The 26,524-nt window shown below is 62.3% G+C and carries 22 protein-coding genes, 2 tRNA genes and 2 rRNA genes; 13 read left to right on the forward strand and 13 right to left on the reverse strand.

Annotation, left to right across the window (positions count from 1 at the left end; all coding sequences use genetic code 11):
- Positions 1-68 precede the first annotated feature (68 nt).
- From RRX38_RS12915 to RRX38_RS12930, 4 genes are all read right to left on the reverse strand, one after another.
- Positions 69-2,959: ribosomal RNA gene (locus tag RRX38_RS12915) — 23S ribosomal RNA — on the reverse strand.
- 239 nt (positions 2,960-3,198) lie between these two features.
- Positions 3,199-3,274 (reverse strand) — tRNA-Ala (locus tag RRX38_RS12920).
- Between the two features lie 7 nt (positions 3,275-3,281).
- Positions 3,282-3,358: transfer RNA gene (locus tag RRX38_RS12925), tRNA-Ile, on the reverse strand.
- Positions 3,359-3,435: 77 nt separating this feature from the next.
- Positions 3,436-4,972 (reverse strand): 16S ribosomal RNA (locus RRX38_RS12930).
- Together the 16S and 23S rRNA genes with 2 tRNA genes alongside form the textbook arrangement of a ribosomal RNA operon.
- Positions 4,973-5,689: 717 nt before the next feature.
- Here RRX38_RS12930 and RRX38_RS12935 point away from each other — a divergent pair.
- From RRX38_RS12935 to RRX38_RS12945, 3 genes are all read left to right on the forward strand, one after another.
- Complete coding sequence (locus RRX38_RS12935) at positions 5,690-6,352, forward strand: TetR/AcrR family transcriptional regulator (protein WP_315959515.1); 663 nt, start codon at positions 5,690-5,692, stop codon at positions 6,350-6,352.
- A gap of 33 nt (positions 6,353-6,385) precedes the next feature.
- Positions 6,386-6,982 (forward strand): YigZ family protein, encoded by a 597-nt coding sequence (locus RRX38_RS12940; protein WP_315959516.1) that lies wholly within the window; start codon positions 6,386-6,388, stop codon positions 6,980-6,982.
- Between the two features lie 429 nt (positions 6,983-7,411).
- Positions 7,412-8,098, forward strand: a complete 687-nt coding sequence (locus RRX38_RS12945) for an SDR family oxidoreductase (RefSeq protein ID WP_315959517.1) — start codon at positions 7,412-7,414, stop codon at positions 8,096-8,098.
- A 33-nt stretch (positions 8,099-8,131) separates the two neighbouring features.
- Here RRX38_RS12945 and RRX38_RS12950 read toward each other — a convergent pair whose 3' ends face one another.
- Positions 8,132-9,223, reverse strand: coding sequence for a calcium:proton antiporter (locus RRX38_RS12950; protein WP_315959518.1), 1,092 nt, complete (start codon positions 9,221-9,223; stop codon positions 8,132-8,134).
- A 166-nt stretch (positions 9,224-9,389) separates the two neighbouring features.
- Between RRX38_RS12950 and RRX38_RS12955 the strand changes: the two genes are divergently transcribed.
- Positions 9,390-10,343 (forward strand): adenosine deaminase, encoded by a 954-nt coding sequence (locus RRX38_RS12955; protein WP_315959519.1) that lies wholly within the window; start codon positions 9,390-9,392, stop codon positions 10,341-10,343.
- A gap of 21 nt (positions 10,344-10,364) precedes the next feature.
- On the opposite strand, the gene RRX38_RS12960 is transcribed toward RRX38_RS12955, so the two are convergent.
- On the reverse strand, positions 10,365-11,057 hold the full coding sequence (locus RRX38_RS12960; RefSeq protein WP_315959520.1) for a winged helix-turn-helix domain-containing protein: 693 nt from the start codon (positions 11,055-11,057) through the stop codon (positions 10,365-10,367).
- 220 nt (positions 11,058-11,277) lie between these two features.
- The gene (locus RRX38_RS12965; protein WP_315962679.1) at positions 11,278-12,213 is read right to left on the reverse strand and encodes a LysR family transcriptional regulator; all 936 of its coding nucleotides are present in this window, start codon (positions 12,211-12,213) and stop codon (positions 11,278-11,280) included.
- 112 nt (positions 12,214-12,325) lie between these two features.
- On the opposite strand from RRX38_RS12965, the gene RRX38_RS12970 reads away from it, so the two are divergent.
- Positions 12,326-13,336 carry a zinc-binding alcohol dehydrogenase family protein gene (locus RRX38_RS12970; RefSeq protein ID WP_315959521.1) on the forward strand — a complete coding sequence of 337 codons (1,011 nt, stop codon included), beginning with the start codon at positions 12,326-12,328 and terminating at the stop codon, positions 13,334-13,336.
- 183 nt (positions 13,337-13,519) lie between these two features.
- Here the strand turns inward: RRX38_RS12970 and RRX38_RS12975 are convergent, their stop codons facing one another.
- Entirely contained in the window at positions 13,520-14,704 is a 1,185-nt protein-coding gene (locus tag RRX38_RS12975) for a multidrug effflux MFS transporter (RefSeq protein WP_295470705.1), read from the reverse strand.
- A gap of 73 nt (positions 14,705-14,777) precedes the next feature.
- The gene (locus tag RRX38_RS12980) at positions 14,778-14,978 is read right to left on the reverse strand and encodes a heavy-metal-associated domain-containing protein (protein ID WP_295470703.1); all 201 of its coding nucleotides are present in this window, start codon (positions 14,976-14,978) and stop codon (positions 14,778-14,780) included.
- 146 nt (positions 14,979-15,124) lie between these two features.
- Between RRX38_RS12980 and RRX38_RS12985 the strand changes: the two genes are divergently transcribed.
- From RRX38_RS12985 to cueR, 3 genes are all read left to right on the forward strand, one after another.
- Positions 15,125-15,502 (forward strand): hypothetical protein, encoded by a 378-nt coding sequence (locus RRX38_RS12985; protein ID WP_295470702.1) that lies wholly within the window; start codon positions 15,125-15,127, stop codon positions 15,500-15,502.
- A gap of 69 nt (positions 15,503-15,571) precedes the next feature.
- Positions 15,572-17,761, forward strand: coding sequence for a heavy metal translocating P-type ATPase (locus RRX38_RS12990; RefSeq protein ID WP_315959522.1), 2,190 nt, complete (start codon positions 15,572-15,574; stop codon positions 17,759-17,761).
- The gene (gene cueR / locus RRX38_RS12995; protein ID WP_295470699.1) at positions 17,758-18,156 is read left to right on the forward strand and encodes a Cu(I)-responsive transcriptional regulator; all 399 of its coding nucleotides are present in this window, start codon (positions 17,758-17,760) and stop codon (positions 18,154-18,156) included. Before RRX38_RS12990 ends, cueR begins: the two co-directional genes overlap by 4 nt.
- Positions 18,157-18,198: 42 nt before the next feature.
- On the opposite strand, the gene RRX38_RS13000 is transcribed toward cueR, so the two are convergent.
- The 4 genes from RRX38_RS13000 to RRX38_RS13015 all read right to left on the reverse strand — a co-directional run bounded on the left by RRX38_RS13000 (position 18,199) and on the right by RRX38_RS13015 (position 22,368).
- The gene (locus tag RRX38_RS13000; protein ID WP_295470698.1) at positions 18,199-19,095 is read right to left on the reverse strand and encodes a PA4780 family RIO1-like protein kinase; all 897 of its coding nucleotides are present in this window, start codon (positions 19,093-19,095) and stop codon (positions 18,199-18,201) included.
- Between the two features lie 160 nt (positions 19,096-19,255).
- Positions 19,256-20,692 carry a DUF726 domain-containing protein gene (locus RRX38_RS13005; RefSeq protein WP_315959523.1) on the reverse strand — a complete coding sequence of 479 codons (1,437 nt, stop codon included), beginning with the start codon at positions 20,690-20,692 and terminating at the stop codon, positions 19,256-19,258.
- 49 nt (positions 20,693-20,741) lie between these two features.
- Positions 20,742-21,020, reverse strand: a complete 279-nt coding sequence (locus RRX38_RS13010) for a hypothetical protein (protein WP_295470695.1) — start codon at positions 21,018-21,020, stop codon at positions 20,742-20,744.
- A gap of 70 nt (positions 21,021-21,090) precedes the next feature.
- Positions 21,091-22,368, reverse strand: a complete 1,278-nt coding sequence (locus RRX38_RS13015) for an acetyl-CoA C-acetyltransferase (RefSeq protein WP_315959524.1) — start codon at positions 22,366-22,368, stop codon at positions 21,091-21,093.
- 136 nt (positions 22,369-22,504) lie between these two features.
- Between RRX38_RS13015 and RRX38_RS13020 the strand changes: the two genes are divergently transcribed.
- Genes RRX38_RS13020 through RRX38_RS13040 form a run of 5 tightly spaced genes read left to right on the forward strand, consistent with a single transcriptional unit; the run spans position 22,505 to position 26,505 of the window.
- Entirely contained in the window at positions 22,505-23,860 is a 1,356-nt protein-coding gene (locus RRX38_RS13020) for a 3-oxoacyl-ACP reductase (protein ID WP_315959525.1), read from the forward strand.
- A gap of 34 nt (positions 23,861-23,894) precedes the next feature.
- On the forward strand, positions 23,895-24,749 hold the full coding sequence (locus RRX38_RS13025; RefSeq protein WP_315959526.1) for a MaoC family dehydratase: 855 nt from the start codon (positions 23,895-23,897) through the stop codon (positions 24,747-24,749).
- A gap of 56 nt (positions 24,750-24,805) precedes the next feature.
- The gene (locus tag RRX38_RS13030) at positions 24,806-25,111 is read left to right on the forward strand and encodes a MazG-like family protein (protein ID WP_295470688.1); all 306 of its coding nucleotides are present in this window, start codon (positions 24,806-24,808) and stop codon (positions 25,109-25,111) included.
- Complete coding sequence (locus RRX38_RS13035; RefSeq protein ID WP_315959527.1) at positions 25,108-25,875, forward strand: methyltransferase domain-containing protein; 768 nt, start codon at positions 25,108-25,110, stop codon at positions 25,873-25,875. Before RRX38_RS13030 ends, RRX38_RS13035 begins: the two co-directional genes overlap by 4 nt.
- Before the next feature lie 18 nt (positions 25,876-25,893).
- The gene (locus tag RRX38_RS13040) at positions 25,894-26,505 is read left to right on the forward strand and encodes a DUF4136 domain-containing protein (RefSeq protein ID WP_315959528.1); all 612 of its coding nucleotides are present in this window, start codon (positions 25,894-25,896) and stop codon (positions 26,503-26,505) included.
- Positions 26,506-26,524: the final 19 nt, after the last annotated feature.

Below are 26,524 nucleotides of genomic sequence, written 5' to 3' on the forward strand. Positions count from 1 at the left end.
TGTTTTCCAGCTTTCGGCTGTTGCGTCTTCACACACCGCCACTGCGGTGCAGATGGCTTGGGTGTTATATGGTCAAGCCTCACGGGCAATTAGTATGGGTTAGCTCAACGCCTCACAGCGCTTACACACCCCACCTATCAACGTCGTAGTCTTCGACGGCCCTTTAGGGGATTCAAGATCCCAGTGAGATCTCATCTTGAGGCGAGTTTCCCGCTTAGATGCTTTCAGCGGTTATCTCTTCCGAACATAGCTACCCGGCAGTGCCACTGGCGTGACAACCGGAACACCAGAGGTTCGTCCACTCCGGTCCTCTCGTACTAGGAGCAGCCCCTCTCAAATCTCAAACGTCCACGGCAGATAGGGACCGAACTGTCTCACGACGTTCTAAACCCAGCTCGCGTACCACTTTAAATGGCGAACAGCCATACCCTTGGGACCGGCTTCAGCCCCAGGATGTGATGAGCCGACATCGAGGTGCCAAACACCGCCGTCGATATGAACTCTTGGGCGGTATCAGCCTGTTATCCCCGGAGTACCTTTTATCCGTTGAGCGATGGCCCTTCCATACAGAACCACCGGATCACTAAGACCTACTTTCGTACCTGCTCGACGTGTGGGTCTCGCAGTCAAGCGCGCTTTTGCCTTTATACTCTGCGACCGATTTCCGACCGGTCTGAGCGCACCTTCGTACTCCTCCGTTACTCTTTGGGAGGAGACCGCCCCAGTCAAACTACCCACCATACACTGTCCTCGATCCGGATAACGGACCTGAGTTAGAACCTCAAAGTTGCCAGGGTGGTATTTCAAGGATGGCTCCACGCAGACTGGCGTCCACGCTTCACAGCCTCCCACCTATCCTACACAAGCAAGTTCAAAGTCCAGTGCAAAGCTATAGTAAAGGTTCACGGGGTCTTTCCGTCTAGCCGCGGATACACTGCATCTTCACAGCGATTTCAATTTCACTGAGTCTCGGGTGGAGACAGCGCCGCCATCGTTACGCCATTCGTGCAGGTCGGAACTTACCCGACAAGGAATTTCGCTACCTTAGGACCGTTATAGTTACGGCCGCCGTTTACCGGGGCTTCGATCAAGAGCTTCGCTTGCGCTAACCCCATCAATTAACCTTCCGGCACCGGGCAGGCGTCACACCCTATACGTCCACTTTCGTGTTTGCAGAGTGCTGTGTTTTTAATAAACAGTCGCAGCGGCCTGGTATCTTCGACCGGCATGGGCTTACGGAGCAAGTCCTTCACCCTCACCGGCGCACCTTCTCCCGAAGTTACGGTGCCATTTTGCCTAGTTCCTTCACCCGAGTTCTCTCAAGCGCCTTGGTATTCTCTACCTAACCACCTGTGTCGGTTTGGGGTACGGTTCCCGATTATCTGAAGCTTAGGAGCTTTTCCTGGAAGCATGGCATCAACCACTTCGCGTTCTAAGAACGCTCGTCATCAGCTCTCGGCCTTGGGATCCCGGATTTGCCTAAGATCCCAGCCTACCACCTTAAACCTGGACAACCAACGCCAGGCTGGCCTAGCCTTCTCCGTCCCTCCATCGCAATAACCGGAAGTACAGGAATATTAACCTGTTTTCCATCGACTACGCTTTTCAGCCTCGCCTTAGGGACCGACTAACCCTGCGTCGATTAACGTTGCGCAGGAAACCTTGGTCTTTCGGCGTGGGAGTTTTTCACTCCCATTGTCGTTACTCATGTCAGCATTCGCACTTCTGATACCTCCAGCAAGCTTCTCAACTCACCTTCACAGGCTTACAGAACGCTCCTCTACCGCGTCATCAAAGATGACACCCGTAGCTTCGGTGCATGGTTTGAGCCCCGTTACATCTTCCGCGCAGGCCGACTCGACTAGTGAGCTATTACGCTTTCTTTAAAGGGTGGCTGCTTCTAAGCCAACCTCCTAGCTGTCTAAGCCTTCCCACATCGTTTCCCACTTAACCATGACTTTGGGACCTTAGCTGACGGTCTGGGTTGTTTCCCTTTTCACGACGGACGTTAGCACCCGCCGTGTGTCTCCCACGCTCGGCACTTCCAGGTATTCGGAGTTTGCATCGGTTTGGTAAGTCGGGATGACCCCCTAGCCGAAACAGTGCTCTACCCCCTGGAGTGATACGTGAGGCGCTACCTAAATAGCTTTCGAGGAGAACCAGCTATCTCCGAGCTTGATTAGCCTTTCACTCCGATCCACAGGTCATCCGCTAACTTTTCAACGGTAGTCGGTTCGGTCCTCCAGTCAGTGTTACCTAACCTTCAACCTGCCCATGGATAGATCGCCCGGTTTCGGGTCTATACCCAGCGACTGATCGCCCTATTAAGACTCGCTTTCGCTACGCCTCCCCTATACGGTTAAGCTTGCCACTGAATATAAGTCGCTGACCCATTATACAAAAGGTACGCAGTCACCTAACAAAGTAGGCTCCCACTGCTTGTACGCATACGGTTTCAGGTTCTATTTCACTCCGCTCTCCGCGGTTCTTTTCGCCTTTCCCTCACGGTACTGGTTCACTATCGGTCAGTCAGTAGTATTTAGCCTTGGAGGATGGTCCCCCCATGTTCAGACAAGGTTTCTCGTGCCCCGTCCTACTCGATTTCATGGCCAAGAGATTTTCGCGTACGGGGCTATCACCCACTATGGCCGCACTTTCCAGAGCGTTCCGCTAATCTCAAAGCCACTTAAGGGCTGGTCCCCGTTCGCTCGCCACTACTAAGGGAATCTCGGTTGATTTCTATTCCTCAGGGTACTTAGATGTTTCAGTTCCCCTGGTTCGCCTCCTGCACCTATGTATTCAGTGCAGGATACTCAGCTTGTGCTGAGTGGGTTCCCCCATTCAGAGATCTCCGGATCACAGTCTGTTTGCCGACTCCCCGAAGCTTATCGCAGGCTACCACGTCTTTCATCGCCTCTGACTGCCAAGGCATCCACCGTATGCGCTTCTTCACTTGACCATATAACCCCAAGCTATCTGGTTATACTGTGAAGACGACATTCGCCGAAAGCTTGAGAAAACAAACTTTCTTTGCCTTAGCCTGTGGTCCACCAGTGAAAGTGGTCCACAGTCTAAATCTTGTTTCACATCCGAATTTTTAAAGAACGATCTGACAAAGGTCAGAAATCAGCATTTCCACCTGGCACTTCAGGCAAATGCTCATTTCTAAGCTCTGACAACAACAAGCAGACCAGAATATGGTGGAGCCAAGCGGGATCGAACCGCTGACCTCCTGCGTGCAAGGCAGGCGCTCTCCCAGCTGAGCTATGGCCCCAGGGAACTGGTAGGTCTGGGCAGATTTGAACTGCCGACCTCACCCTTATCAGGGGTGCGCTCTAACCAACTGAGCTACAGACCTATATGCAGGCTGCTATCGTCTTCGACAAGGAATCAAGCAATTCGTGTGGGAACTTACGACGCAGCTGGGTCGTCGATTAAGGAGGTGATCCAGCCGCAGGTTCCCCTACGGCTACCTTGTTACGACTTCACCCCAGTCATGAATCACACCGTGGTAACCGTCCTCCCGAAGGTTAGACTAGCTACTTCTGGTGCAACCCACTCCCATGGTGTGACGGGCGGTGTGTACAAGGCCCGGGAACGTATTCACCGCGACATTCTGATTCGCGATTACTAGCGATTCCGACTTCACGCAGTCGAGTTGCAGACTGCGATCCGGACTACGATCGGTTTTGTGAGATTAGCTCCACCTCGCGGCTTGGCAACCCTCTGTACCGACCATTGTAGCACGTGTGTAGCCCAGGCCGTAAGGGCCATGATGACTTGACGTCATCCCCACCTTCCTCCGGTTTGTCACCGGCAGTCTCCTTAGAGTGCCCACCATAACGTGCTGGTAACTAAGGACAAGGGTTGCGCTCGTTACGGGACTTAACCCAACATCTCACGACACGAGCTGACGACAGCCATGCAGCACCTGTCTCAGTGTTCCCGAAGGCACCAATCTATCTCTAGAAAGTTCACTGGATGTCAAGGCCTGGTAAGGTTCTTCGCGTTGCTTCGAATTAAACCACATGCTCCACCGCTTGTGCGGGCCCCCGTCAATTCATTTGAGTTTTAACCTTGCGGCCGTACTCCCCAGGCGGTCAACTTAATGCGTTAGCTGCGCCACTAAAATCTCAAGGATTCCAACGGCTAGTTGACATCGTTTACGGCGTGGACTACCAGGGTATCTAATCCTGTTTGCTCCCCACGCTTTCGCACCTCAGTGTCAGTATGAGCCCAGGTGGTCGCCTTCGCCACTGGTGTTCCTTCCTATATCTACGCATTTCACCGCTACACAGGAAATTCCACCACCCTCTGCCCTACTCTAGCTTGCCAGTTTTGGATGCAGTTCCCAGGTTGAGCCCGGGGATTTCACATCCAACTTAACAAACCACCTACGCGCGCTTTACGCCCAGTAATTCCGATTAACGCTTGCACCCTCTGTATTACCGCGGCTGCTGGCACAGAGTTAGCCGGTGCTTATTCTGTCGGTAACGTCAAAATCGCCACGTATTAGGTAACGACCCTTCCTCCCAACTTAAAGTGCTTTACAATCCGAAGACCTTCTTCACACACGCGGCATGGCTGGATCAGGCTTTCGCCCATTGTCCAATATTCCCCACTGCTGCCTCCCGTAGGAGTCTGGACCGTGTCTCAGTTCCAGTGTGACTGATCATCCTCTCAGACCAGTTACGGATCGTCGCCTTGGTGAGCCATTACCTCACCAACTAGCTAATCCGACCTAGGCTCATCTGATAGCGTGAGGTCCGAAGAGCCCCCACTTTCTCCCGTAGGACGTATGCGGTATTAGCGTCCGTTTCCGGACGTTATCCCCCACTATCAGGCAGATTCCCAGGCATTACTCACCCGTCCGCCGCTCTCAAGAGAAGCAAGCTTCTCTCTACCGCTCGACTTGCATGTGTTAGGCCTGCCGCCAGCGTTCAATCTGAGCCATGATCAAACTCTTCAGTTCAATACTGCTTGGGTTTTTAAGAAACCCTAAACTTGGCTCAGCAATCTCAAATGACTATGTGATTTCTCGCATGGTCACTTACGTTGCTGATAATCTGGTGACTCTCAGTCTGACAGCGCAAGCACCCACACGAATTGCTTGATTCAGTTGTTAAAGAGCGGTTGGTTGAGCCTTTCGCTTCAACCGAGGCGCGCATTCTACGCTAACCTCTTAATCTGTCAAGCGTTTATTTTCAGAAGTTTCAATCTCGATTCAAACTTCGAAACGCTTGCGTGCCGAGCGATCATTCGATCATCTCGTCAGCGGGAGGCGAATCTTACAGCATCCTAAGTTGCTGTCAACTGCCTTTTTCACCGCCGGAATCCGAAGATTCGCACCACTTCTTTCGCTTCACCTTAACTCGTTGATTCTCAAGGAGTTTTCGGTGCATTCCGCGTTGGAAGTGGTGCGCATTATAAGGACATCTGAAAGGCCGTCAACCATTAATTTCAAAAAACTGAAATTAATGGCCTCGCCATGGAATACACCGTGCTTTCTATATAGAAGAGGCGCGTTAGTACGCACTACCGCGCTTCATAAGCCGAAACAGGGAAGCCACAGGCGCACCTCAGGATTGTCCGACAATAATCCCTTTTTTCCTTGTGGGAAAAGCCCAGTTGAGTTATCTGTGCAGTGCACACCTTCATATAAGTAGAACAGAACCGCGGAGTCGCCCACATGCCCCCTGACGCCGTCGTGTACCGCAGTGCCCCAGTCAAACCCGCCAGCCGGATTCGCCGGAAGAACCAGCAGATCATCCTGAAAGCCGCAGAAGACGAATTTGCCCGACACGGCTACAAGGGCACCAGCATGAACGCCATTGCGCAGCGGGCCGGCCTGCCCAAGGCCAACCTGCACTACTACTTCAGTAACAAGCAGAGCCTGTATATCGCCCTGCTGGGCAGCATCATCGACCAGTGGGAAGACGCCTTCAGCCAATTGCAGGTCGACGACGACCCTGCCAGCGCACTGGCCGCCTACATACGCACCAAGATGGCCTTCTCGCGCAGCCACCCCCAAGCCTCGCGGATATTCGCCATGGAGATCATCAGCGGTGGGGAATACATGAGCCAGCATTTCAACCAGGACTACCGCCAATGGTTCCAGGGCCGTAAGGCGGTGTTCCAGGCCTGGGTCGATGCCGGCAAGATAGACCCGATCGACCCGGCTCACCTGATCTTCATGCTGTGGAGCAGCACCCAGCATTACGCCGACTTCGCCAGCCACATCTGCCAGCTCACCGGACGCAGCCAGTTGAGCCGCCAGGACATGGAGCTGGCCGGCGACAATCTGGTCAGCATCATCCTCAAGGGTTGCGGGTTGAGGCCGCCGGGTCTGTAATAGGCGCCTTACGTTATCCGCCGGACACCGTGCATGCCTTCTACCCTCACCGGCTTCTGTGAATTTCGCGAAGAAATTCGCAAAAGCCGCTTCATCACCCTGGCAGGTCCCATCGCCAGCCCGGCCGATGCGCAAGCCTTCATCGAACAGCACAGCGACCTGAACGCCACACATAACTGCTGGGCATGGAAGCTGGGCAGCCAGTATCGCAGCAACGACGACGGCGAACCCGGCGGCACCGCAGGTCGGCCGATCCTCGCGGCCATCGAAGCCCAGGATTTCGATCAGGTGGTGGTGCTGGTAATCCGCTGGTACGGCGGCATCCAGCTGGGCACCGGCGGGCTGGCCCGCGCCTATGGCGGTGGTGCCAATAAATGCCTGCAGCAGGCCCCGCGCCTGCCACTGGTGAACCGCCAGCCCTTCAGGCTGGAGTGCAGCTTCAGTGAACTGGCTCTGGTCAAGCTGCGAATCTCAGAAGCACAGGGCCTGGTCGAGCATGAAGACTTCACCGCCAATGGCGTGCAGATGTCCATTGCCGTGGTGCCTGAGCACGTCGAGGCACTGCAGCGTCAGCTGGCCGACCTCAGTCGCGGGCGCATCATTCTGGAAGAGGCGACGCAGCAGGCGTGACCCTGCAGTTGCTCACATCTATTGTGGGCCGGGTTGTGGATAAGCTGAGCACACCGGGCTGCAAGCCTTGCCTGCCGGGCTCTGCACGCCAGTGATCATGTTTTGACCAACCGCCTGGCAAAGACAGAAAAACAGGCTGAAAACAATCGCTTGGGCAATCACGACGAGGCACTGGAGAGAGAGCCAGTGCCGTTCGCCCTGCCCCAGCGGTTGCTCACAATATTTGTGGAGCAGCCTGTGGATAACAGGTGAACGCCTTGCGCCACCCCGCATAACTGCCGCCTTCCCCGACGATTGATCATTTACTGACCAGCTCAATCGGACTGCACTCCTGGGACGCCCCGTGTTCAGAACAAAGTATCCACAGACCCAAGCCTGGAGTAGGCTGCGGGCCCTGATGTCATCGCCACCCAAGAAAAGGAGTTTTCCATGTCTGCCGAAAAAACCGCGCTGATCATCGGCGCTTCTCGCGGGCTCGGCCTGGGATTGGTCCAGCGCCTGACTGAACAGCAATGGAAAGTCACCGCCACGGTTCGCGATCCGCTCAAGGCCGACGCTTTGAAGGCGATCGAAGGCGTGCGTATCGAAACACTCGATATCGACGACAATGCCTCGCTGCAGGTGTTGGTCCAGAAGCTCAAAGGCGAAACCTTCGACGTGCTGTTCGTCAATGCCGGCGTCATCGGCCCGCAGCACCAGAGCGCCGCCCAGTCCACCGCCGCCGAGCTGGGCCAGTTGTTCCTCACCAATGCCGTCGCGCCGATCCGCCTGGCTGAACACCTGGTGCACCAGGTTCGCCCCGGCACCGGTGTGATCGCCTTCATGAGTTCCGTATTGGGCAGCGTGGCCTGCCCCGACGGCGACACGCTGCCCCTGTACAAGGCCAGCAAGGCCGCCCTGAACTCGATGACCAACACCTTCGTCGGCCAGCTGCCCGAGCCGCGCCCGACCGTTCTGTCGCTGCACCCGGGCTGGGTGAAGACCGACATGGGTGGCGAAAATGCCGAGATCGACGTACTGACCAGCACCACCGGGTTGTTCGAGCAGTTGCAAGCCTACGCCGGCAAGGGCGGCCACCACTTCATCGACTACAAGGGCGCGTCCATTCCCTGGTAACCCTCACGTAGCGGCGCGCTCTCCAGGCCGCCGCTACAGCCCCATGCACGACAGCATGATGAAGGTGGCAAACAGCACGAAATGGGTCATGCCCTCGATGGCGTTGGTCTGTCCGTCGTTGAGGTTGATCGCACACACCAGCAGGGTGATGAACACCATCACCGTCTGCACCGGAGTCATGGCCATCTGGAACGGCTGACCGCTGTACAGCGCCATGGCTTCCATCACCGGTACCGTGAGAATCACCGTAGACAGCGACGCCCCCAGAGCGATGTTGACTACCGCCTGCATGCGATTGGCCAGCGCCGCGCGCAAGGCGGTGAGGATCTCCGGCGAAGCCGAGATGGCCGCCACCAGAATCGCGGTCATCACCGGCGGCGCACCACTGCCCTCCAGCCCCAGGTCCAGGCTCTTGGACATCACCTCGGCCAATGCCCCGATAACCACCACGCCCAGCACCAGAATGCCGATGGACATCCCCAGGCTGCCGGGCTCATGACTGGCCTCCGGGCCGTGCCGTTGCTTCTTCTTTTCCGGGTAGTTGTAACTGAAGAAGTAGCTGTGCGGCCCCACCTGCATGCGCAGGAACAGGGTGTAGAGCACCACCATCGCGCCGATGGTGAACGCCGAATAGAGTTTCCAGTCACCCTCGGGGATGAACTCCGGTACAACCATCGACACGCCCATGGCGGTGAGGATCATCACGCTGTAGGTGCGTGCGGAACTGTCGTTGTAGACCTGCTCGCCATGCTTGAGTCCGCCCATCAGCGCGGCCAGGCCGAGAATGCCGTTGATGTCGAGCATCACCGCGGCATAGATGGTGTCGCGTACCAGGGTCGGCGATGGCTCGTTGCTCATCATGATCGCCAGGATGACCACCTCCACCAGCACTGCCGACAGGGTAAGGATCATCGTCCCGTAAGGGTCGCCGACCTTCTCGGCCAGCACCTCGGCATGATGCGCCACGCGCAGCGACGCGCAGACGATGAATGCCACCAGGGCCAGGCCGGCGATCAGCGCCACCGTGCGGCCATGGCCGAGCAACTGATGCTCTAGCGGATAAGCGGCAAGCGCCGCGAGAATCGCCAGAAGCAGAAATTTTTCCTGTTTGATGACCGAGCCCATGTGCCTGTCCATTGCCGTGATGCGGAAAGATTGCAGTGTTGAGAGCCCGGCATGTGTCAAAAGGTTTCAAGATGTCGACATATGCGGACCGTCCGTACTGCGGCGGTCCCGCGCAGCGGGCCGGCCCTGTAGAATGCCCGGCCATTGCACCTGATGAGAGATGACCATGTACGACTGGCTGAACGCCCTGCCCAAGGCAGAATTGCACCTGCACCTGGAGGGCTCGCTGGAGCCAGAACTGCTCTTCGCCCTCGCCGACCGCAACGGCATCGCCCTGCCCTGGCAGGACGTCGAGGCCCTGCGCCAGGCCTACGCCTTCAACAACCTGCAGGAATTCCTCGACCTCTACTACCAGGGCGCCGACGTGCTGCGCACCGAGCAGGACTTCTACGACCTTACCTGGGCCTACCTGCAACGCTGCAAGGCGCAGAACGTGATCCACACCGAACCCTTCTTCGATCCGCAGACCCATACCGACCGCGGCATCCCCTTCGAAGTGGTGCTGGCCGGTATTACCCAGGCCCTCAAGGATGGTCGTCAGCAACTGGGCGTCAGCAGCGGCCTGATCCTCAGCTTCCTGCGCCACCTGAGTGAAGAGCAGGCGCAGCAGACCCTCGACCAGGCGCTGCCGTTCCGTGATGCCTTCGTCGCCGTGGGCCTGGACAGCTCGGAAATGGGCCACCCGCCGAGCAAGTTCCAGCGCGTCTTCGACCGTGCCCGTGCCGAAGGCTTCCTGACCGTGGCACACGCCGGTGAGGAAGGCCCGCCCGAGTACATCTGGGAAGCCCTCGACCTGCTGAAGATCGAACGCATCGACCATGGCGTGCGGGCCATCGAGGACGAGCGCCTGATGCAACGGATCATCGACGAGCAGATCCCGCTCACCGTCTGCCCGCTGTCCAACACCAAGCTCTGTGTGTTCGACCACATGAGCCAGCACAACATCCTCGACATGCTCGAGCGCGGCGTGAAGGTCACGGTCAACTCCGACGACCCGGCCTACTTCGGTGGCTACGTGACCGAGAACTTCCATGCCCTGCATACCCACCTGGGCATGACCCAGGACCAGGCTCGCCGTCTGGCGCAGAACAGCCTCGACGCACGCCTGGTCAAGCCCTGACCCGCAACGCCTCGGCTGCCATCACGCGGCCGAGGCGATCTTGCTGATCTCCCGTTGCCCGCTGGATGACACCTGCAAGGTGTTGGACTCTTCGGTGGTGCACAGCCAGCCCATCTGAATGAATAACTGCAACAGCCCGGCACCCAGCGCACCGCCCAGGTGCGGGGTGTCCTCGTGGCGGTCGGGGCAGGCACATACCGTATCGCGCTCGCGCTGCGCCAGGGCCGGCACATAGATGCCCTGCTCGGCGAACTTGGCCAGCCCCTTGCTGGTGACCTCGACGCGCTGCTCCAGCTGTTCGATCCAGCCGTCGATCAGCAGGCGCTGATAGAGTTCGGCGGCCAGCTCGCCGCCCAGATGGTCGCAACACACCCGCGCCCGACGCAGCGGCAAGGACGGCAGCAGCGGCGCCTGGTGCTGGCTGACCCGCTCGGCACTGATCTGCGAAGCGCTGGCCAGGGCCTGCACAGCGGTGCCGATCTCGGGCGCGGCGAGGCGGAAAAAGCGCTTGCGGCCGCGGGTCTCCTGCTTCAGCAAGCCACCTGCGGCCAGGCGTGCCAGGTGCGCGCCCGCCGAAGCGGTGGACAATCCCGCCTGCAGAGCCAGTTCATCGGCTGGCCGGGCAGCACCATCCAGCAAGGCCCAGAGCATCGCACTGCGCTTGGGGTCGGCCAGCAAGGCCGCCATCTGGCTGATGCAAGGTGTGTATTCCATGTAAAAACTCCCTGTCGAAACATTCATCCATCACACCTGCGGCCAGCCTCGCCAAGACGGCCAGGCCACGGTGCGAACCCTCCCAGGGGCCGGGATTATAGGCGCGGCCCGCCCCTCCCAGGCACCGGGAAAACGGCCATCGTCGACGAGGTGCCTGCCAGCACCGAGGGCCACCATATCCATGTTGGCACCTCTGCACAGCCAGCAGTATTTGACGATGCTATTTTCCGAAATCTCTGTAGGTCGTTTCCCCAAACAAGCGCTGCAAGCTCTCACATCGCTCACGCAGCATGGCCAGCAGCAAATGGATGGGCCGGTTCAATTGCGCGCGGTGGGTGCACAACAGGTTCAAGGGCGTCGGCTCGCCCTGCAGGCTAGGCAGCAGCACCTTGAGCCGGCCAGCCCGAACATCGTGCGCCACATCCAGCCATGACTTGTATGCCACGCCCTGTCCGGCCACGGCCCATCGGCGCACCACATCAGCGTCGTCACTGAAACGGTCGCCACGCACCGTCAGGGTGATCTCGCGCTTGCCGTCATGAAACCGCCAGCGGTCATGCACCCGCTCCCCAAGCATGTAGAGCAGGCAGTTATGCTGGCTCAACTGCTCGATCTGCTGTGGCTCACCGTGCCGAGCCAGGTAGTCCGGTGCAGCGCACAGGACCCGGCGGTTATGCGGCGCCACCGGCAGGGCGACCAAGCTGGAGTCTTCCGGCTCGCCATAGCGCAGTGCGACATCCACCGGCTGGCGGAACAGGTCGGCGATACGGTCGCCCAGCAACAGGCGCACGCTCAGGCGCGGGTGCAGATGCTGGAACTCGTCCAGCCACGGCAGTAGCAGGTTGCGGCCCAGGTCCGAAGGCGCAGAAAGCTGCAACACGCCGCTGCACTCATCATCACGCCCGGCCAGCAGACGCTGCCCTTCTTCCAGGCTGGCCAGCGCCGTACGGGCGTAGTCGAGAAAACCCTCGCCTTCCGCGGTCAAACGCAGGCTGCGGGTGGAGCGGGCCAGCAGCCGTGCACCGAGCTGCTGTTCCAGACGCTTGAGCGCCGCACTGGCCACGGCGGCCGACAAGTCCATCGCCCGTGCCGCGGCCGAGAGGCTGCCCAGCTCGGCAGCACGAACGAACAGTTGCAGGTCATCGAAACGCACTATGAAGGCCCTTTTTCAAATAAATATTGAAAGAGACTGCCGTTTTAGCCGGTTTTATCGTCCCGGCAAATAGTCAATGATCCGCTCCAGTCCCATTCATTCCGGAGAGCGCTACATGAAAGCCGTCGCCTATTACCAGTCACAGCCCGTCGAAAACCCGCAATCGCTTCAGGACATCGAGCTGCCGGAGCCGGTTGCCGGCCCACGCGACCTGCTGGTCGAAGTCAAGGCCATCTCGGTCAACCCGGTGGACACCAAGATCCGCCGCAACGTGCAGCCTGCCGAAGGTGCCGCCAAGGTACTGGGCTGGGACGTGGCCGGTGTGGTCAAGGCCGTGGGCCGTGACGTGACCCTGTTCAAGCCGGGCGACAAGGTGTTCTACGCGGGCGACCTGACCCGCCCCGGCGGCAATGCCGAACTGCACGTGGTCGATGAGCGCATCGTCGGCCCCATGCCGAAATCGCTGAGCTTCGCCCACGCTGCCGCGCTGCCGCTGACCGCAATCACCGCCTGGGAATTGCTCTTCGAACGTCTGCAGGTCACCGAAGGCCAGGGTGAAGGCCAGAGCCTGCTGATCGTGGGCGCCGCAGGGGGTGTGGGTTCGATCCTCACCCAACTGGCTCGCCAACTGACCTCGATGACCGTCATCGGCAGCGCTTCGCGGCCCCAGACCGCCGAGTGGGTACGCGACCTGGGCGCCCATGAGGTCATCGATCACAGCAAGCCGCTGGCCGAAGAACTGCGCCGCATCGGCCTGCCGGAGGTGACCCACGTGGCAAGCCTGACCAACACCGACGACCACCTGGCGCAACTGGTCGAAGCATTGCGCCCCCAGGGCAAGCTGGCGCTGATCGACGACCCGGCCGAACTGGACGTTAAACAGCTCAAGCGCAAGAGCCTGTCGCTGCACTGGGAGTTCATGTACACCCGCTCGATGTTCCAGACCGACGACATGGTCGAACAGCACCGGCTCCTGGCACGAGTGGCGCAACTGATCGACGACGGCACGCTGAAAACCACGTTCGGCGAGCACTTCGGCACCATCAACGCCGAAAACCTGCGCCGTGCCCACGCCCTGCTGGAAAGCGGCAAGGCCAAGGGCAAAATCGTCCTGGAAGGTTTCTAAACCCAATACTGGTCAGTTAGGGACGATCTGACTTTTGTTGGAGCGAGCTTGCTCGCGAAGAGGCCGGTAAACCTCATGCATCTGCTGTGAGCGTGACGCAGCCATCGCGAGCAAGCTCGCTCCAACGGTCTAACTGACCCGTATTGCGGCTGAAGCTCTTACGCGTCCCATGCCAAACGCAAGTCAGGCCTGGGCGCGCCTGGCCACCAGGCGGCGGGTCATGATCGACATGCCCACGGCCAGCGCACCACACAGGCTGATGACCAGCGCCATGGGCGTGGCCGTGCCGTCGTGCAGCACACCAACCAGGCTGGCGGCACCGGCGGCGACGCTGAACTGCATGCAGCCGAGCAAGGCCGAGGCGCTGCCGGCGCGCTGCCCCTGGCCATTCATGGCGCAGGCCGAGGCATTGGGAATGATGCAGCCCAGACTGGCCAGGCAGACGAACAATGGCACCAGCAGCGGCCACAGCTGCTCGGTGCGCAACAGGCTGACACCCAGCACGGTCAGCCCCGCGCCCAGGTACACCCAGATCATCCGCGACAGCAGCCAAGCCGGGCCGAAGCGCCGCAGCAGCCGGGCGTTGAGCTGCGCCACCAGAATGAAACCGGCGGCATTGGTACCGAACAGCCAGCCGTAATGCTCGGCTGGCACACCGTACAACTTGATGAACACGAAGGGCGAGCCGGCGATGTAGGAGAACATGCCGGCGATGGCGATGCCGCCGGTGAGGGCGTAGCCGATGAAGATACGGTCGGTGAGCAGGCTCAGGTAACGGCCCAGTGCGCCGCGCAAGGGCGCGCGCGGGTGGTCGGGGCGCATGCTTTCCGGCAGCGAGGTGGCCACGGCGGCCAGGCAGGCAGCACTGAACAGGGTCAGGGCCAGGAAGATCGACTGCCAGCCGAAGCCATTGACCAGCACCCCGCCCAGCAAAGGCGCGAGGATGGGTGCCAGGCCCATGACCAGCATCAGTTGCGAAAAGACTTTGGCAGCGCCCACCGCATCGCATTTGTCACTGACGATGGCACGGGAGATCACCATGCCTGCACACCCGCCCAGCGCCTGCAGGAAGCGCGCGGCAATCAGCCATTCGAGGGTAGGCGCCATGGCGCAGAGCAGCGAGGCCAGGCTGAACAAGGCTACGCCCACCAGCAGTGGCTTGCGCCGACCAAAGCGGTCCGCCACCGGGCCATAGGCCAACTGGCCGATCGACAGGCCCAGAAAGTAGGCCGCCAGGGTCAATTGCACGTGTTGCTCGTCGGTGCCGAACGCCTTCGCCATGGCCGGGAAGCCTGGCAGATAGAAGTCGATGGCCAACGGTCCGAAGGCGCTCAAGGCGCCCAGAATGAGGATGATTCGAAGGTTCATGAGTAACCGTAAGCAAGCTAAGCAGTTCGTTAGTCTACCCGGCTTGTCAGAAGATAACCCGTGAACTCGGAAATTATTCCAAGGCCCGGGCCTGATAGCCTTCTTCGCCGATCAGCTCGACGATGCGCTGCGCCACCAGCGAACTGTCGACTTTCGCCTGCCGCGCCGGCAGGTCGATTTCGACCCTAGCCTGCGGGTCAGCGTCCTGGATGGCACGGGTCACCGCTCGCACGCAGTGGCCGCAGGTCATGCCTTGTACGTCGAATACTTGCATCTCGCTTACCTCCATGGGATGGGTTGCCGGCATTCTCGACCTTGCCCTCATGGCAAGGTCAAGTTTCTCGTTCTCCTGCCGGGCTGGCATTCCCGCCGGGCCTGAGCCAAGCTTGCTCATCATCGTTTTGCACAGGAGTATCAGCGATGCGCTGGCCCGCACTGCGCCTCATCGGCTTTCTCGGCATCCTGGCCGCGGCTCCCGCCGTTCAGGCAGAGGACTACGGCATCCTGATCATCTCCCGCGAACGCCTGGAAGTCGGCAGTGCCTGCGAGATCGGCGTGTACATCCAGGATCAACTCGCCGGCCGGGTCTTCCAGGAAGAGTCGGTGTCGTTCAACCTGCCGCCCGGCGAGGTGAACGTGCGCCTCACCCGCCTGCCAGGCAACGTGGTGGGCTGCGCGCCCGGCATGGAGGCCCAGCAGGTCAACCGCATCACCGTGCGTGCCGGTGACATTCTCAAGTACCGCATCGCCGCCAACATGAACGGCCTGTATTTGAAGAAAGCCGACCTGAATTATTGAATTGCCTTGACCTTGCCCTTGGGTCAAGGTTGATCCTTGCAGGTACCCAACCTTCAGGGAGCGAACATAATGCAAGAGTCCGTCGCCTTCGACCTGCCGATCAGCGGCATGACCTGCGCCAATTGCGCGGGCCGGGTCGAACGGGCCTTGGCCAAGGTGCCCGGAGTCGCCAGCGTCACCGTCAACCTGGCCAACGAACATGCCTATGTGCAGGCCAACCCGGATACCGAACCGCAAAACCTCATCGACGCGGTCAGCCGCGCCGGCTACACCGCCAGCCTGACGCCACGCGCGACCGGACAAAGCCAGCGGCAGGAACAGCTGCAGCGCTGGTCCGTACTGGCCGCCCTGGCCCTTGCCCTGCCGCTGGTGCTGCCCATGCTTCTGGCGCCCCTGGGCATCCACGCCATGCTGCCGCCCTGGGTGCAATTCGCGCTCGCTACCCCCGTGCAGTTCATCCTCGGTGCGCGCTTCTACGTCGCTGCCTGGAAAGCCGTGCGCGTCGGCAGCGGCAACATGGACCTGCTGGTCGCCCTGGGCACCAGTGCCGGCTATGGCCTGAGCGTCTACGGCTGGGCCAGCGCCGCAACCGGCAGCACACCGCACCTGTATTTCGAAGCCTCGGCGATGGTCGTTGCCCTGGTATTGCTGGGCAAGCACCTGGAAAGCCGTGCCAAACGCCAGACCGCCAGTGCCTTGCGCGCCCTGGAAGCCCTGCGCCCCGAACGCGCCTGGCAGTGGGTCAACGGCCAGGAACAGGAAGTGGCCATCGCCGCGTTGCGCATCGACGACCTAGTGGTGGTGCGCCCCGGGGAACGCTTCCCGGTAGATGGACAGATCATGGAAGGCCAGAGCCATGCCGACGAAGCGCTGATCAGCGGCGAAAGCCTGCCAGTGGCCAAGCACCCTGGCGACCCGGTGGTCGGCGGAGCGATCAACGGTGAAGGCCGCCTGCTGGTGCGTACCACCGCTCTGGGCGCGGAAACCGTGCTGGCGCGCATCATCCGCCTGGTCGAGGATGCCCAGGCCGGCAAGGCCCCGATCCAGCGCCTGGTCGACAAGGTCAGCCAGGTGTTCGTACCCAGCGTACTGTTCATCGCCCTGCTGACCCTGGCCGGCTGGATGCTCAACGGCGCCTCGCTGGAGGTCGCGCTGCTCAACGCCGTGGCTGTGCTGGTCATCGCCTGCCCTTGTGCCCTGGGGCTGGCGACGCCGACCGCAATCATGGCCGGTACCGGCGTAGCGGCCCGCCACGGCATCCTGATCAAGGACGCCGAAGCCCTGGAACGCGCCCATGCGGTCGACACGGTGGTCTTCGACAAGACCGGCACGCTGACCTCGGGCACGCCGCGCATCACCAACATGGGCGCGGTGCAGGCCAATGAAGAACACCTGCTGCAACTGGCCGGCACCCTGCAGCGCGGCAGCGAACACCCGTTGGCCAAGGCCGTACTGGAGGTCTGCCAGCAGTGGCAACTGCAACTGGCGCTGCCGGAACACAGCCGCGTGCTGCCTGGCCGCGGCATCGCGGCGACCGTACAGGGCCGCGAACTGGCGCTGGGCAACCGTCGTCTGCTGGAGGAAAACGGCCTGCCGATGGGCGAGCTGGCCGACTCCGCAAATGCCTGGGAGGCCGAAGGCCGCACCGTGTCCTGGCTGATCGAGCTGGCGCCGCAACCTAAGGTCATCGGCCTGTTCGCCTTTGGCGACACCCTCAAACCCGGCGCCGAAGCCGGCATCCGCCAGTTGAATGAACGCGGCATCACCTCGCACCTGCTGACCGGAGACAACCAGGGCAGTGCCCAGGCCGTGGCCAAGGCGCTGGGCATCGTCGAAGTGCACGCCCAGGTGCTACCGGCCGACAAGGCCGCCATCGTCAATGGCCTGAAGAGCACCAAGGTGGTAGCGATGGTCGGCGACGGCCTCAACGACGCCCCGGCACTGGCCGCCGCCGACGTGGGCATCGCCATGGGTGGCGGCACAGACGTGGCCATGCATGCCGCCGGTATCACCCTGATGCGCGACGACCCGCGCCTGGTGCCGGCCGCCCTGGAGATCTGCCGCAAGACCTACGCGAAAATCCGTCAGAATCTGTTCTGGGCCTTCGTCTATAACCTGATCGGCCTGCCCCTGGCCGCGCTGGGCTACCTCAACCCGGTGCTGGCCGGTGCGGCCATGGCGCTGTCCAGCGTCAGCGTGGTCAGCAATGCCTTGCTGTTGAAGACCTGGAAACCCAGTCAGCCGAAGGAAACGCCATGAACATCGGGCAAGCGGCCAAACGCAGCGGGCTGAGCGCGAAGATGATCCGCTACTACGAATCCATCAGCCTGCTCGCCCCCGCGCAACGCAGCGACAGCGGTTACCGCCGCTACAGCGAGCAAGACCTGCACACCCTGGCGTTCATCAAGCGCTCGCGGGACCTGGGCTTTTCACTGGAAGAAGTCGGCCGACTGCTGACCCTCTGGCAGGACCGCCAGCGCGCCAGCGCCGACGTCAAGGCACTCGCCCAGCGGCACGTGGATGAATTGCAGCGGCGCATCGAGGAAATGGCCAGCCTGCGCGACACCCTGGTGGAGCTGATCGACCATTGCCAGGGCGATCATCGCCCCGATTGCCCGATCCTCAAGGACCTGGCCTGCGGCTGCCAGCCCTGAGGCAAACGAGCTGCAGGCAGTCCTATAGGCTGGGTGAAAAGCTCAGCGCATCCACGGCGGGGTCGGCTCTTCATCGCGCTGGCCTGGCGGTGCCTCGGCAGCGGCCAGGGCGGCCTGGCGACGGGCTTCATCGCGCTTGGCCGCTTCGATCTCGCGCATCACCCCGTACACATCGGCCTGCTGGGTCGAGTCTTCGAACTGGCCGGTGAGTTCGGTTTCAGGGGTCAGGGTACCGGCCTGGTAGTGCGCCCACATTTCCTTGGCATAGCGGGTCTGCTTCAGTTCCGGGGCGAAGCGCCCGAAGTACGCCGCCATGTTGCCCACGTCACGCTCCAGCATGCTGAACGCATGGTTGTTGCCGGCAGCATCCACGGCCTGCGGCAGGTCGATGATCACCGGCCCCTGCGGGTCGAGCAGCACGTTGAACTCGGAAAGGTCGCCATGCACCAGACCGGCGCACAGCATGAGCACGATCTGGCGAATCAGGTAGGCGTGGTATTCGCGGGCCTGGTCAGGCTCCAGCTCGACATCGTTGAGGCGTGGCGCGGCATCACCATACTCGTCGGCGATCATCTCCATCAGCAGTACGCCTTCGAGGAAGTCATAGGGCTTGGGTACCCGCACCCCGGCACCGGCCAGCTTGAACAGCGCCGCCACTTCGGCGCTCTGCCAGGCGTCCTCGGCCTCCTTGCGCCCGAACTTGGAACCCTTGGCCATCGCCCGCGCCTGGCGGCTGTTGCGCACCTTGCGACCTTCCTGGTATTCCGCCGCCTGACGAAAACTACGCTTGTTAGCCTCCTTATAAACCTTGGCACAGCGCAGTTCCCTGCCACAGCGCACTACATACACCGCTGCTTCCTTGCCGCTCATCAGCGGACGCAGCACCTCGTCGACCAGACCGTCTTCGATCAGGGGTTCAATGCGTTTGGGAGTTTTCATCGGCTTTCAGCAGGGGTCCTTTGCCAGATACGCTTCAGTCGTCGTTATACGGCAATCCGCAACCAGCGAGTAGTGGCATGCCGTTCTCAGGCATGGACAGCAAACCGGTGCCGATTACGCCTGAGCGCTCAGGACCTTGCACCATTCGCGCCAGCAGCGCCTACATCAGCGTCTCGTCATCCAGCGCGACCCGCGCGTAGAAAACGATCGCCACCGCCGGAATCAGTGCCGAATAGCCGGGCTTGAGCGCCAGGCTTACATCGTTGAACAGGCGTTGCACCGGCACCCGGCGAATCGCCCCGAGCAGCGACTTCAAGGTGCTGCGCGGCGGGCTGACCACCAGGCTGGTGGTGGCCGATGCTTCCACCGTCGGGGCAGCGGCCGTTCTGAACGAGCGGGCCAGGGTCAGGCGCTCGGCCAACTGATCGACGTACCCGGCATAGACCGCCCACGGCATGCTGCGGACGCTGGCTGGCGAGGCCAGGGCCAATGGATGCCCCTCGATGAACGCTTGACGAAAGAAGGTGCGCAGCAGCAGCGCCTCGACCTCCACCACCGTGGCGCAGTGGTGCAGCGCTTGCCCCAGGCCGTACTGGCGAGCCAGCATGCCCAGCACGCGGGTATAGGGCACCCCGCGTCGCCGCGCGGCATTGAGCAGGAAATGCCCGCCCACCCGTTGGAACTCGCGGGCGAAGGCATACACACGGTCGGTTTCTTCATCGCTGATCCGTGTCCAGCGGCTGCTGCACAGGTGCTTGATGGCTTCGTCGAGCCAGGGGCCGGGTGAACGCTGCAGCACGGCATGCAGGTAAGTGTCCTGCAGCACCGGGTCGTCGTTTACCACCAGCAGGGTCTGCGGGTCAGCCTGTTGGCCGGCGAAGCCGCTGAACCCGCTGGCCACCAGCACCTCGCGCAGGCGCTTCCAGTAATGATGGTGGCGATAACCGACCATGCGCACGTTGTCGAAGTGCTCCACCGCCATGCGCCCCAGGCTGCGCTCGCCCAGGTTGAGCAACAGCACCGGGTCTTCGCTGGACCAGGCATTGATCAGCCGACCGGAGATGGATGCACGCAGTTGCTCGGCTTCCTGAGCCTCGACACGCACTGCCGCCGCCATCAGCAGCACGTCGCCGATGGCCAGGCCTGGCGCGCTGTCCGGCGTCAGGTGGCGCAACATGCTGACCAGCACGCGCCCGCCGAGGGAATGACCGATGAAATTGACCTGCGTAACCTGCGGATGGTGCAGCGCCAGGTACTGCGCCAGCTGCTCCAGCAGCACCCGGCCCATGCCCTCGGCACGGCTGCGGATCTGCGCGAAGTGCCAGGCGCGGTCACCGGCCAGCGCCGCAGCGCCGGCCAGCGGATGCAGGCGTACCGCTGCCACCAGCAGGCCCCGGGAGCGGTTGTCCATCTGCATGAAATGACTCGACGGCCAGAAGGCCAACACGTTGACGCTCTGGCGCAACTCTTCGGGAATGCTGCCGGCCAGCAGGCGGCGGTCGTCCAGGTCGTGGCCAGCCGAGTAGCCGTGGATGAAGATGTTGGCGACGCTGCCCGTGGCCTTGGGCAGGGTCAGAAACTTGAAACGCGTATCCACTGTGTCGTGTCTCGCCTGCCGGGCAACAGCCTTTGGCGACAGGCCTTGTTCAATTGCGGAAGATGAAGCGCTTGGCGACGCGCTTGATCAGGCGCAGGCCTAGCAGGATACCGGCCACGGCGATCACCAGCTTGGCCGCCAGCATCAGCCAGCTTTCGGCCTCGACCGAGATCAGCCCGGCCAGCCAGGCCATGCCGGCGAGCAACAGGCCAATCAGCAGCAGGCCGATGTGCGGCTGCAGCCAGCGGGTTCTGGCGCCTTTGTCGAACAGATAAAGGGCAAGCCCCACCAGGGTGAGAAACACCAGCACCGCCAAGATCAGTCCCATGCCTACCTGCCCACCCAATGCACCGCGTCGATTATGCCCACGGCCCGTGGCGAATGCCACGCGTCACTGATCAGCGCTCCAGAATCGCCGTCACGCCCTGGCCGCCGGCGGCACAGATGGAAATCAGCCCGCGCCCCTGCCCGGCCACTTCCAGCAACTTGGCCAGGTTGGCGACGATACGTCCACCGGTGGCGGCGAACGGGTGCCCGGCGGCCAGGGAACTGCCCTTCACGTTCAGGCGCGTCATGTCGATGCTGCCCAGCGACGCATCCAGGCCCAGGCGAGTGCGGCAGTAGTCCGGGTCTTCCCAGGCCTTGAGGGTACACAGCACCTGGGCGGCGAACGCCTCGTGCAATTCGTAGTAGTCGAAATCCTGCAGCGTCAGGCCATTGCGCGCCAGCAGGCGCGGCACGGCATACACCGGCGCCATCAGCAGCCCCTCTTCGCCACGCACGAAATCCACGGCGGCGGTTTCACCGTCGCGCCACCAGGCGAGAATCGGCAGGTCGTGCTCGCGGGCCCAGTCTTCGCTGGCCAGCAACACCACCGATGCCCCATCGGTGAGCGGTGTGGAGTTCCCGGCGGTCAGCGTGCCCTTGGCGCCGCGTTCGAACGACGGCTTGAGGCTGGCGAGCTTGTCCAGGCTCAGTTCCGGGCGCAGGTTGTTGTCACGGTTCAGCCCACGATACGGGGTCAGCAGATCGTCCTGCCAGCCTTCGGCATAGGCGGCGGCCAGTTTCAGATGGCTGTCCAGCGCCAGCCGGTCCTGGTCTTCCCGGGCGATGCCCCAGCGCTGCGCCATCAGCTCACAGTGCTGCCCCATCGACAGACCGGTGCGCGGCTCACCATTGCGCGGCAGCTCCGGCTTGAGATGCCCAGGGCGCAGTTGCAGCAGGGCCTTGAGCTTGTCGGCGGGCGACTTGCCACGGTTGGCCTTGAGCAGCACCTGGCGCAAGCCCTCGTTGACGCCGATGGGCGCATCGGAGGTGGTGTCCACGCCACCGGCGATGCCGCATTCGATCTGTCCCAGGGCGATCTTGTTGGCCACCAGCAGCGCCGCCTCCAGGCCCGTGCCACAGGCCTGCTGCAGGTCATAGGCCGGGGTCTGCGCCGAAAGCCGCGAGCCGAGCACGCACTCACGGGCCAGGTTGAAATCACGGGAGTGCTTGAGCACCGCGCCGGCGACCACTTCGCCCAGGCGCAGGCCGTGCAGGTTGAAGCGTTCGATCAGGCCTTCCAGCGCCGCCGTGAGCATTTCCTGATTGCTGGCCGTCGCATAGGCACCGTTGGAACGGGCGAAGGGAATACGGTTGCCGCCGACGATGGCGACACGGCGTGGCTGGTTCATGGAAAAACTCCGTTTTTTCAAGGGCAAGGATCATTCAGGCGCGCAGCGCGCTGGATCAACAGTACAGCGCAAGGAAGAACAAATGTCGCACGACTGTGGTCCACTGCTTTGAACCCCGCCTCAAGGAGAGTGTTCCATGTCGTCTGATCGCTACGTCAATTTCGCCAATTCCGACATGGGCAGGCGTTTGGTGAAAGCCGTGGGCCTGCCCACGCCGACACGTCTGGAACGTTGGCAGGCAGGACGCCTGCGCCCCATCGAGGGCACCCTGCTGATCAGCGCCGGGCCACTGGCCGACCAGGTGCGGCTGTTCGCCCAGCGCCTGACCGATGCCCTGTACAGCTTCGGCAGTGAAATACCCGGCGCCAGCCAGTGGGTGGCCGAACAAGGCCCACGCCTCAAGGCCGTGGTGTTCGATGCCAGCCCCCTGCAAGACACCGCGCACCTGGTGCAATTGCGCGACTTTTTCAAACCGCTGCTGCGCAACCTGGAGCGCAGCGCCCGCGTGGTGATCCTGGCCCGCGCCCCGGAGACCCTGGACGACCCCATCGCCGCCAGCGCCCAGCAGGCCGTGGAAGGCTTCAGCCGCTCGTTGGCCAAGGAGCTGCGCGACGGTAGCACCCTGCAGCTGCTGCAGGTCGAGGCCGGCGCCGAAGACCAGCTCGAAGGCGCGTTGCGCTTCTTTCTTTCGCCCAAGAGCGCGTTCATTTCCGGGCAGGTGCTGCGCCTGTCCGCCGGCGGCGCCCCGGTGCAGGACTGGAGCCGCCCACTGGCCGGGCGCCGTGCCCTGGTGACCGGCAGCGCCCGCGGCATCGGTGCGGCCATCGCCGAGACCCTGGCCCGCGATGGCGCCCAGGTGGTGCTGCTCGATGTGCCGCAGGCACGCGCCGACCTCGAAGCCCTGGCCTCACGCCTGGGCGGCCAGGCCCTGACCCTGGACATCAGCGCCACAGACGCCGCCGACCAATTGCGCGAGCACCTGCCCGATGGCCTGGACATTCTGGTGCACAACGCCGGCATCACCCGCGACAAGACCCTGGCCAACATGACTCCGGACCTCTGGGACGCCGTGCTGGACATCAATCTCGATGCGCCGCAGCGTCTGACCCAGGCGCTGCTGGACAGCGGCACCCTGCATGACCAGGCGCGCATCGTGCTGATGGCGTCGATCAGCGGTCTGGCCGGCAACCGTGGGCAGACCAACTACACCACCAGCAAGGCCGGGCTGATCGGCTATGCACGGGCCATGGCCCCGCGCCTGCAGTCGCGGGGCATAAGCATCAACGCCGTGGCGCCGGGCTTCATCGAGACGCGCATGACCGAACAGATGCCCTTCGCCCTGCGTGAAGCCGGGCGACGCATGAGTTCGCTGGGCCAGGGTGGCCTGCCACAGGACGTCGCCGAGGCCGTCGCCTGGCTCAGCCAGCCAGGTAGCGGCGCGGTCAGCGGGCAGGTGCTGCGGGTTTGCGGGCAAAGCGTGATCGGGGCCTGAGGCCCCACTGAGCACATTAAGGAGGATCAGCAAGATGACTGCACACTGGCGCTATCTGGACAGCCTGCCCCCCTTGCCCAGCCTGTTCTTGCAGGCAGCGCTGCGGCGCAAGCCCAGCGGCACGCAATTGCCGGACCTGGGGCTGCGCAGCTGGATGACCGTGGACGCCGACAAACTGGCCGCCTACCGCGCAGTCTGCGGCTTCCCAGACAGCAGCCTGTTGCCGCCGACCTATCCCCACGTGCTGGCCTTCGCGCTGCAGATGCAGCTGATGACCTCAGAGGAGTTCCCCTTCCCCTTGCTGGGCATGGTGCACCTGGCCAACCGTGTGCGTCTGCATCGCCCGCTGGGCGGGGTCAGCAAGCTGTACGTGAGCGTGCACGCGCAGAACCTGCAACCCCATGAGAAAGGCGCCACTTTCAGCCTGGTCACCCAGATCGACGACCAGCTGGGCCTGCTCTGGGAAGAGGAAAGCACCCTGCTGTGCAAGGGTGTGAAGGTCGATGGCCTGGTCAAGGCGCAGGACACTCCGGCACCGCTGCCGGTCAGCGAAGTGGCGCGCTGGGACACCCCCGCCGCCATCGGCCGCCAGTACGCCAAGGTCTCCGGCGACTACAACCCCATCCACCTGAGCGCCCCCAGTGCGCGACTGTTCGGTTTTCCCAAGGCCATCGCCCACGGCATGTGGCTCAAGGCGCGCACCCTGGCGTCGCTGGACGACCACCTGCCAGACGCCAACGTGGAGATCGCCGTGCAGTTCCGCAAACCGGTGCGCCTGCCCGGCAGCGTGGTCCTGGCGGCCAGCGCCGCCGGCTCCCACGGCCAATTCCGGGTCACCGGCCAGGACGCGGCCCTCGAGCACCTGAACGGCAGCTGGCGCCCCTTGTAGCGGAACTTGCCTGGCGTGACATTCAGCCTGATGCTATGCCACATCAGGAGACCACGATGAACCTCGAAGAACTCACGCAACGCCTGCACCGCATCCGCGACACCAACGACTGGAAGCGTTTTCACAGCCCCAAGAACCTGGCCATGGCCGCTAGCGTGGAAATGGCCGAGCTGGTGGAAATCTTCCAGTGGCTGAGCGAAGACCAGTCGCGCCAGCTGCCGGCCGACCAGTTGGCCCATGCCGGCCAGGAAGTCGGTGACATCGTGCTGTACCTGTTGTTGCTGTGCAGCGAACTGGGCCTGGACATGGAACAGGTCGTACGTAGCAAGCTGGCCGACAGCGAGCGCAGGTTCGCCCGATGAACGCGCCAGTGAAAGCGGCCGATCGGCACTTCGACGAACTGGCCACGCGCTTCGCCGAGAAGATCTACGGCGGAGCCAAAGGCGCTATCCGCCTGGCGGTCCTCCAGGCCGACCTGACTGAAACGCTGCCCGAGCGCCCCTTGCGGGTCTTGGATATCGGCGGTGGCCTGGGCCACATGTCGCTGTGGCTGGCCAGCCAGGGCCATGCGGTAACCTTCAGCGAACCGGCCGCGCCCATGCTCGACGGCGCGCGCCAGCGTTTCGACGAGGCCGGTCTGTCGGCACGTTTCATCCACGCCCCCTGGCAGGCGCTGCCCGAGCATCTGCACGAGCCCTTCGACCTGGTGATCTGCCACGCGGTGCTGGAATGGCTGGCCGAGCCGCATGCCATCCTGCCGTTGCTGCACCGCCTGACCGCGCCAGGCGGCTGGCTGTCACTGGCGTTCTACAACCGCGATGCGCTGGTCTATCGCAACCTGCTCAAGGGCCATTTCCGCAAGCTGCGCAGCAACGAACTGGCTGGCGAGAAACAGAGCCTCACGCCCCAGGAACCGCTCGACCCGCGGGAGCTGGCGGCGCAACTTGCCGGCCAGTGGCGAATCGAAACCCAGAGCGGCGTGCGCGTCTTCCACGACTACATGCCCACCGACTTCCAGAAACGCGCCAGCCTGGAAGAGCTACTGGAAATGGAGCTGGCGCACCGCCGTCACCCGGCCTTCGCCGGCCTGGGCCGTTATCTGCACTGGATCTGCCGGCCGGTGTGACGCACAACGGAGACCGCCATGAACGCTCGTGTTGCCTTGATCGCCATCACGCTTGGGCTCAGCGCCTGCCAGAGCGACAACCCCTATCGAGCCCAGACCCTGCCGCTGCCGGCTGCACCACCGCAGGCCGCGCAGGTGCTGGACATGAGCGCCTACCCGGCCGCCCCTCGCGATTACGCCCGCTACCGCAGCTGGGCCTGGCAGTACGACCGGAGCCCGGCCGGCTCGGCCTGGGTGGATGGCGCACAGGTCGCCGAAACGGTCAGCGAAGGCCTTGACCAACGCGGCCTGCGTCCGGCGCGCAACGCCCCGCCAGACCTGCGGGTCAGCGCCGACAGCCGCCTGGAAACCCGACTGCGCCAAGTGCGCGAAGACTACGCCTACCCTTACTACGGTGGCTGGGGCTATGACGGCTACCGTCACGGCTACGGCGGCTACGCCCGGGTGCCAGTGGTGCGCACCTATCAGGAACAGGTGCTGGTGGTGAGCATCCGCCTGTTCGATGCACGTACCGGCCAGCCGGTGTGGAGCGCCAGCGCCGAAACCCACAGCGGCGGGGATGAGTCTTCACGCAATCAGGCCCTGCGCCAGGCTGTGCAAAAGGCCTTGGCGGCGTATCCTCCCGCCTGATACCGACCCCTTTCGGAAT

This window comes from Pseudomonas sp. DTU_2021_1001937_2_SI_NGA_ILE_001, assembly GCF_032463525.1.
In the GTDB taxonomy this organism is placed as follows: Bacteria; Pseudomonadota; Gammaproteobacteria; order Pseudomonadales; family Pseudomonadaceae; genus Aquipseudomonas.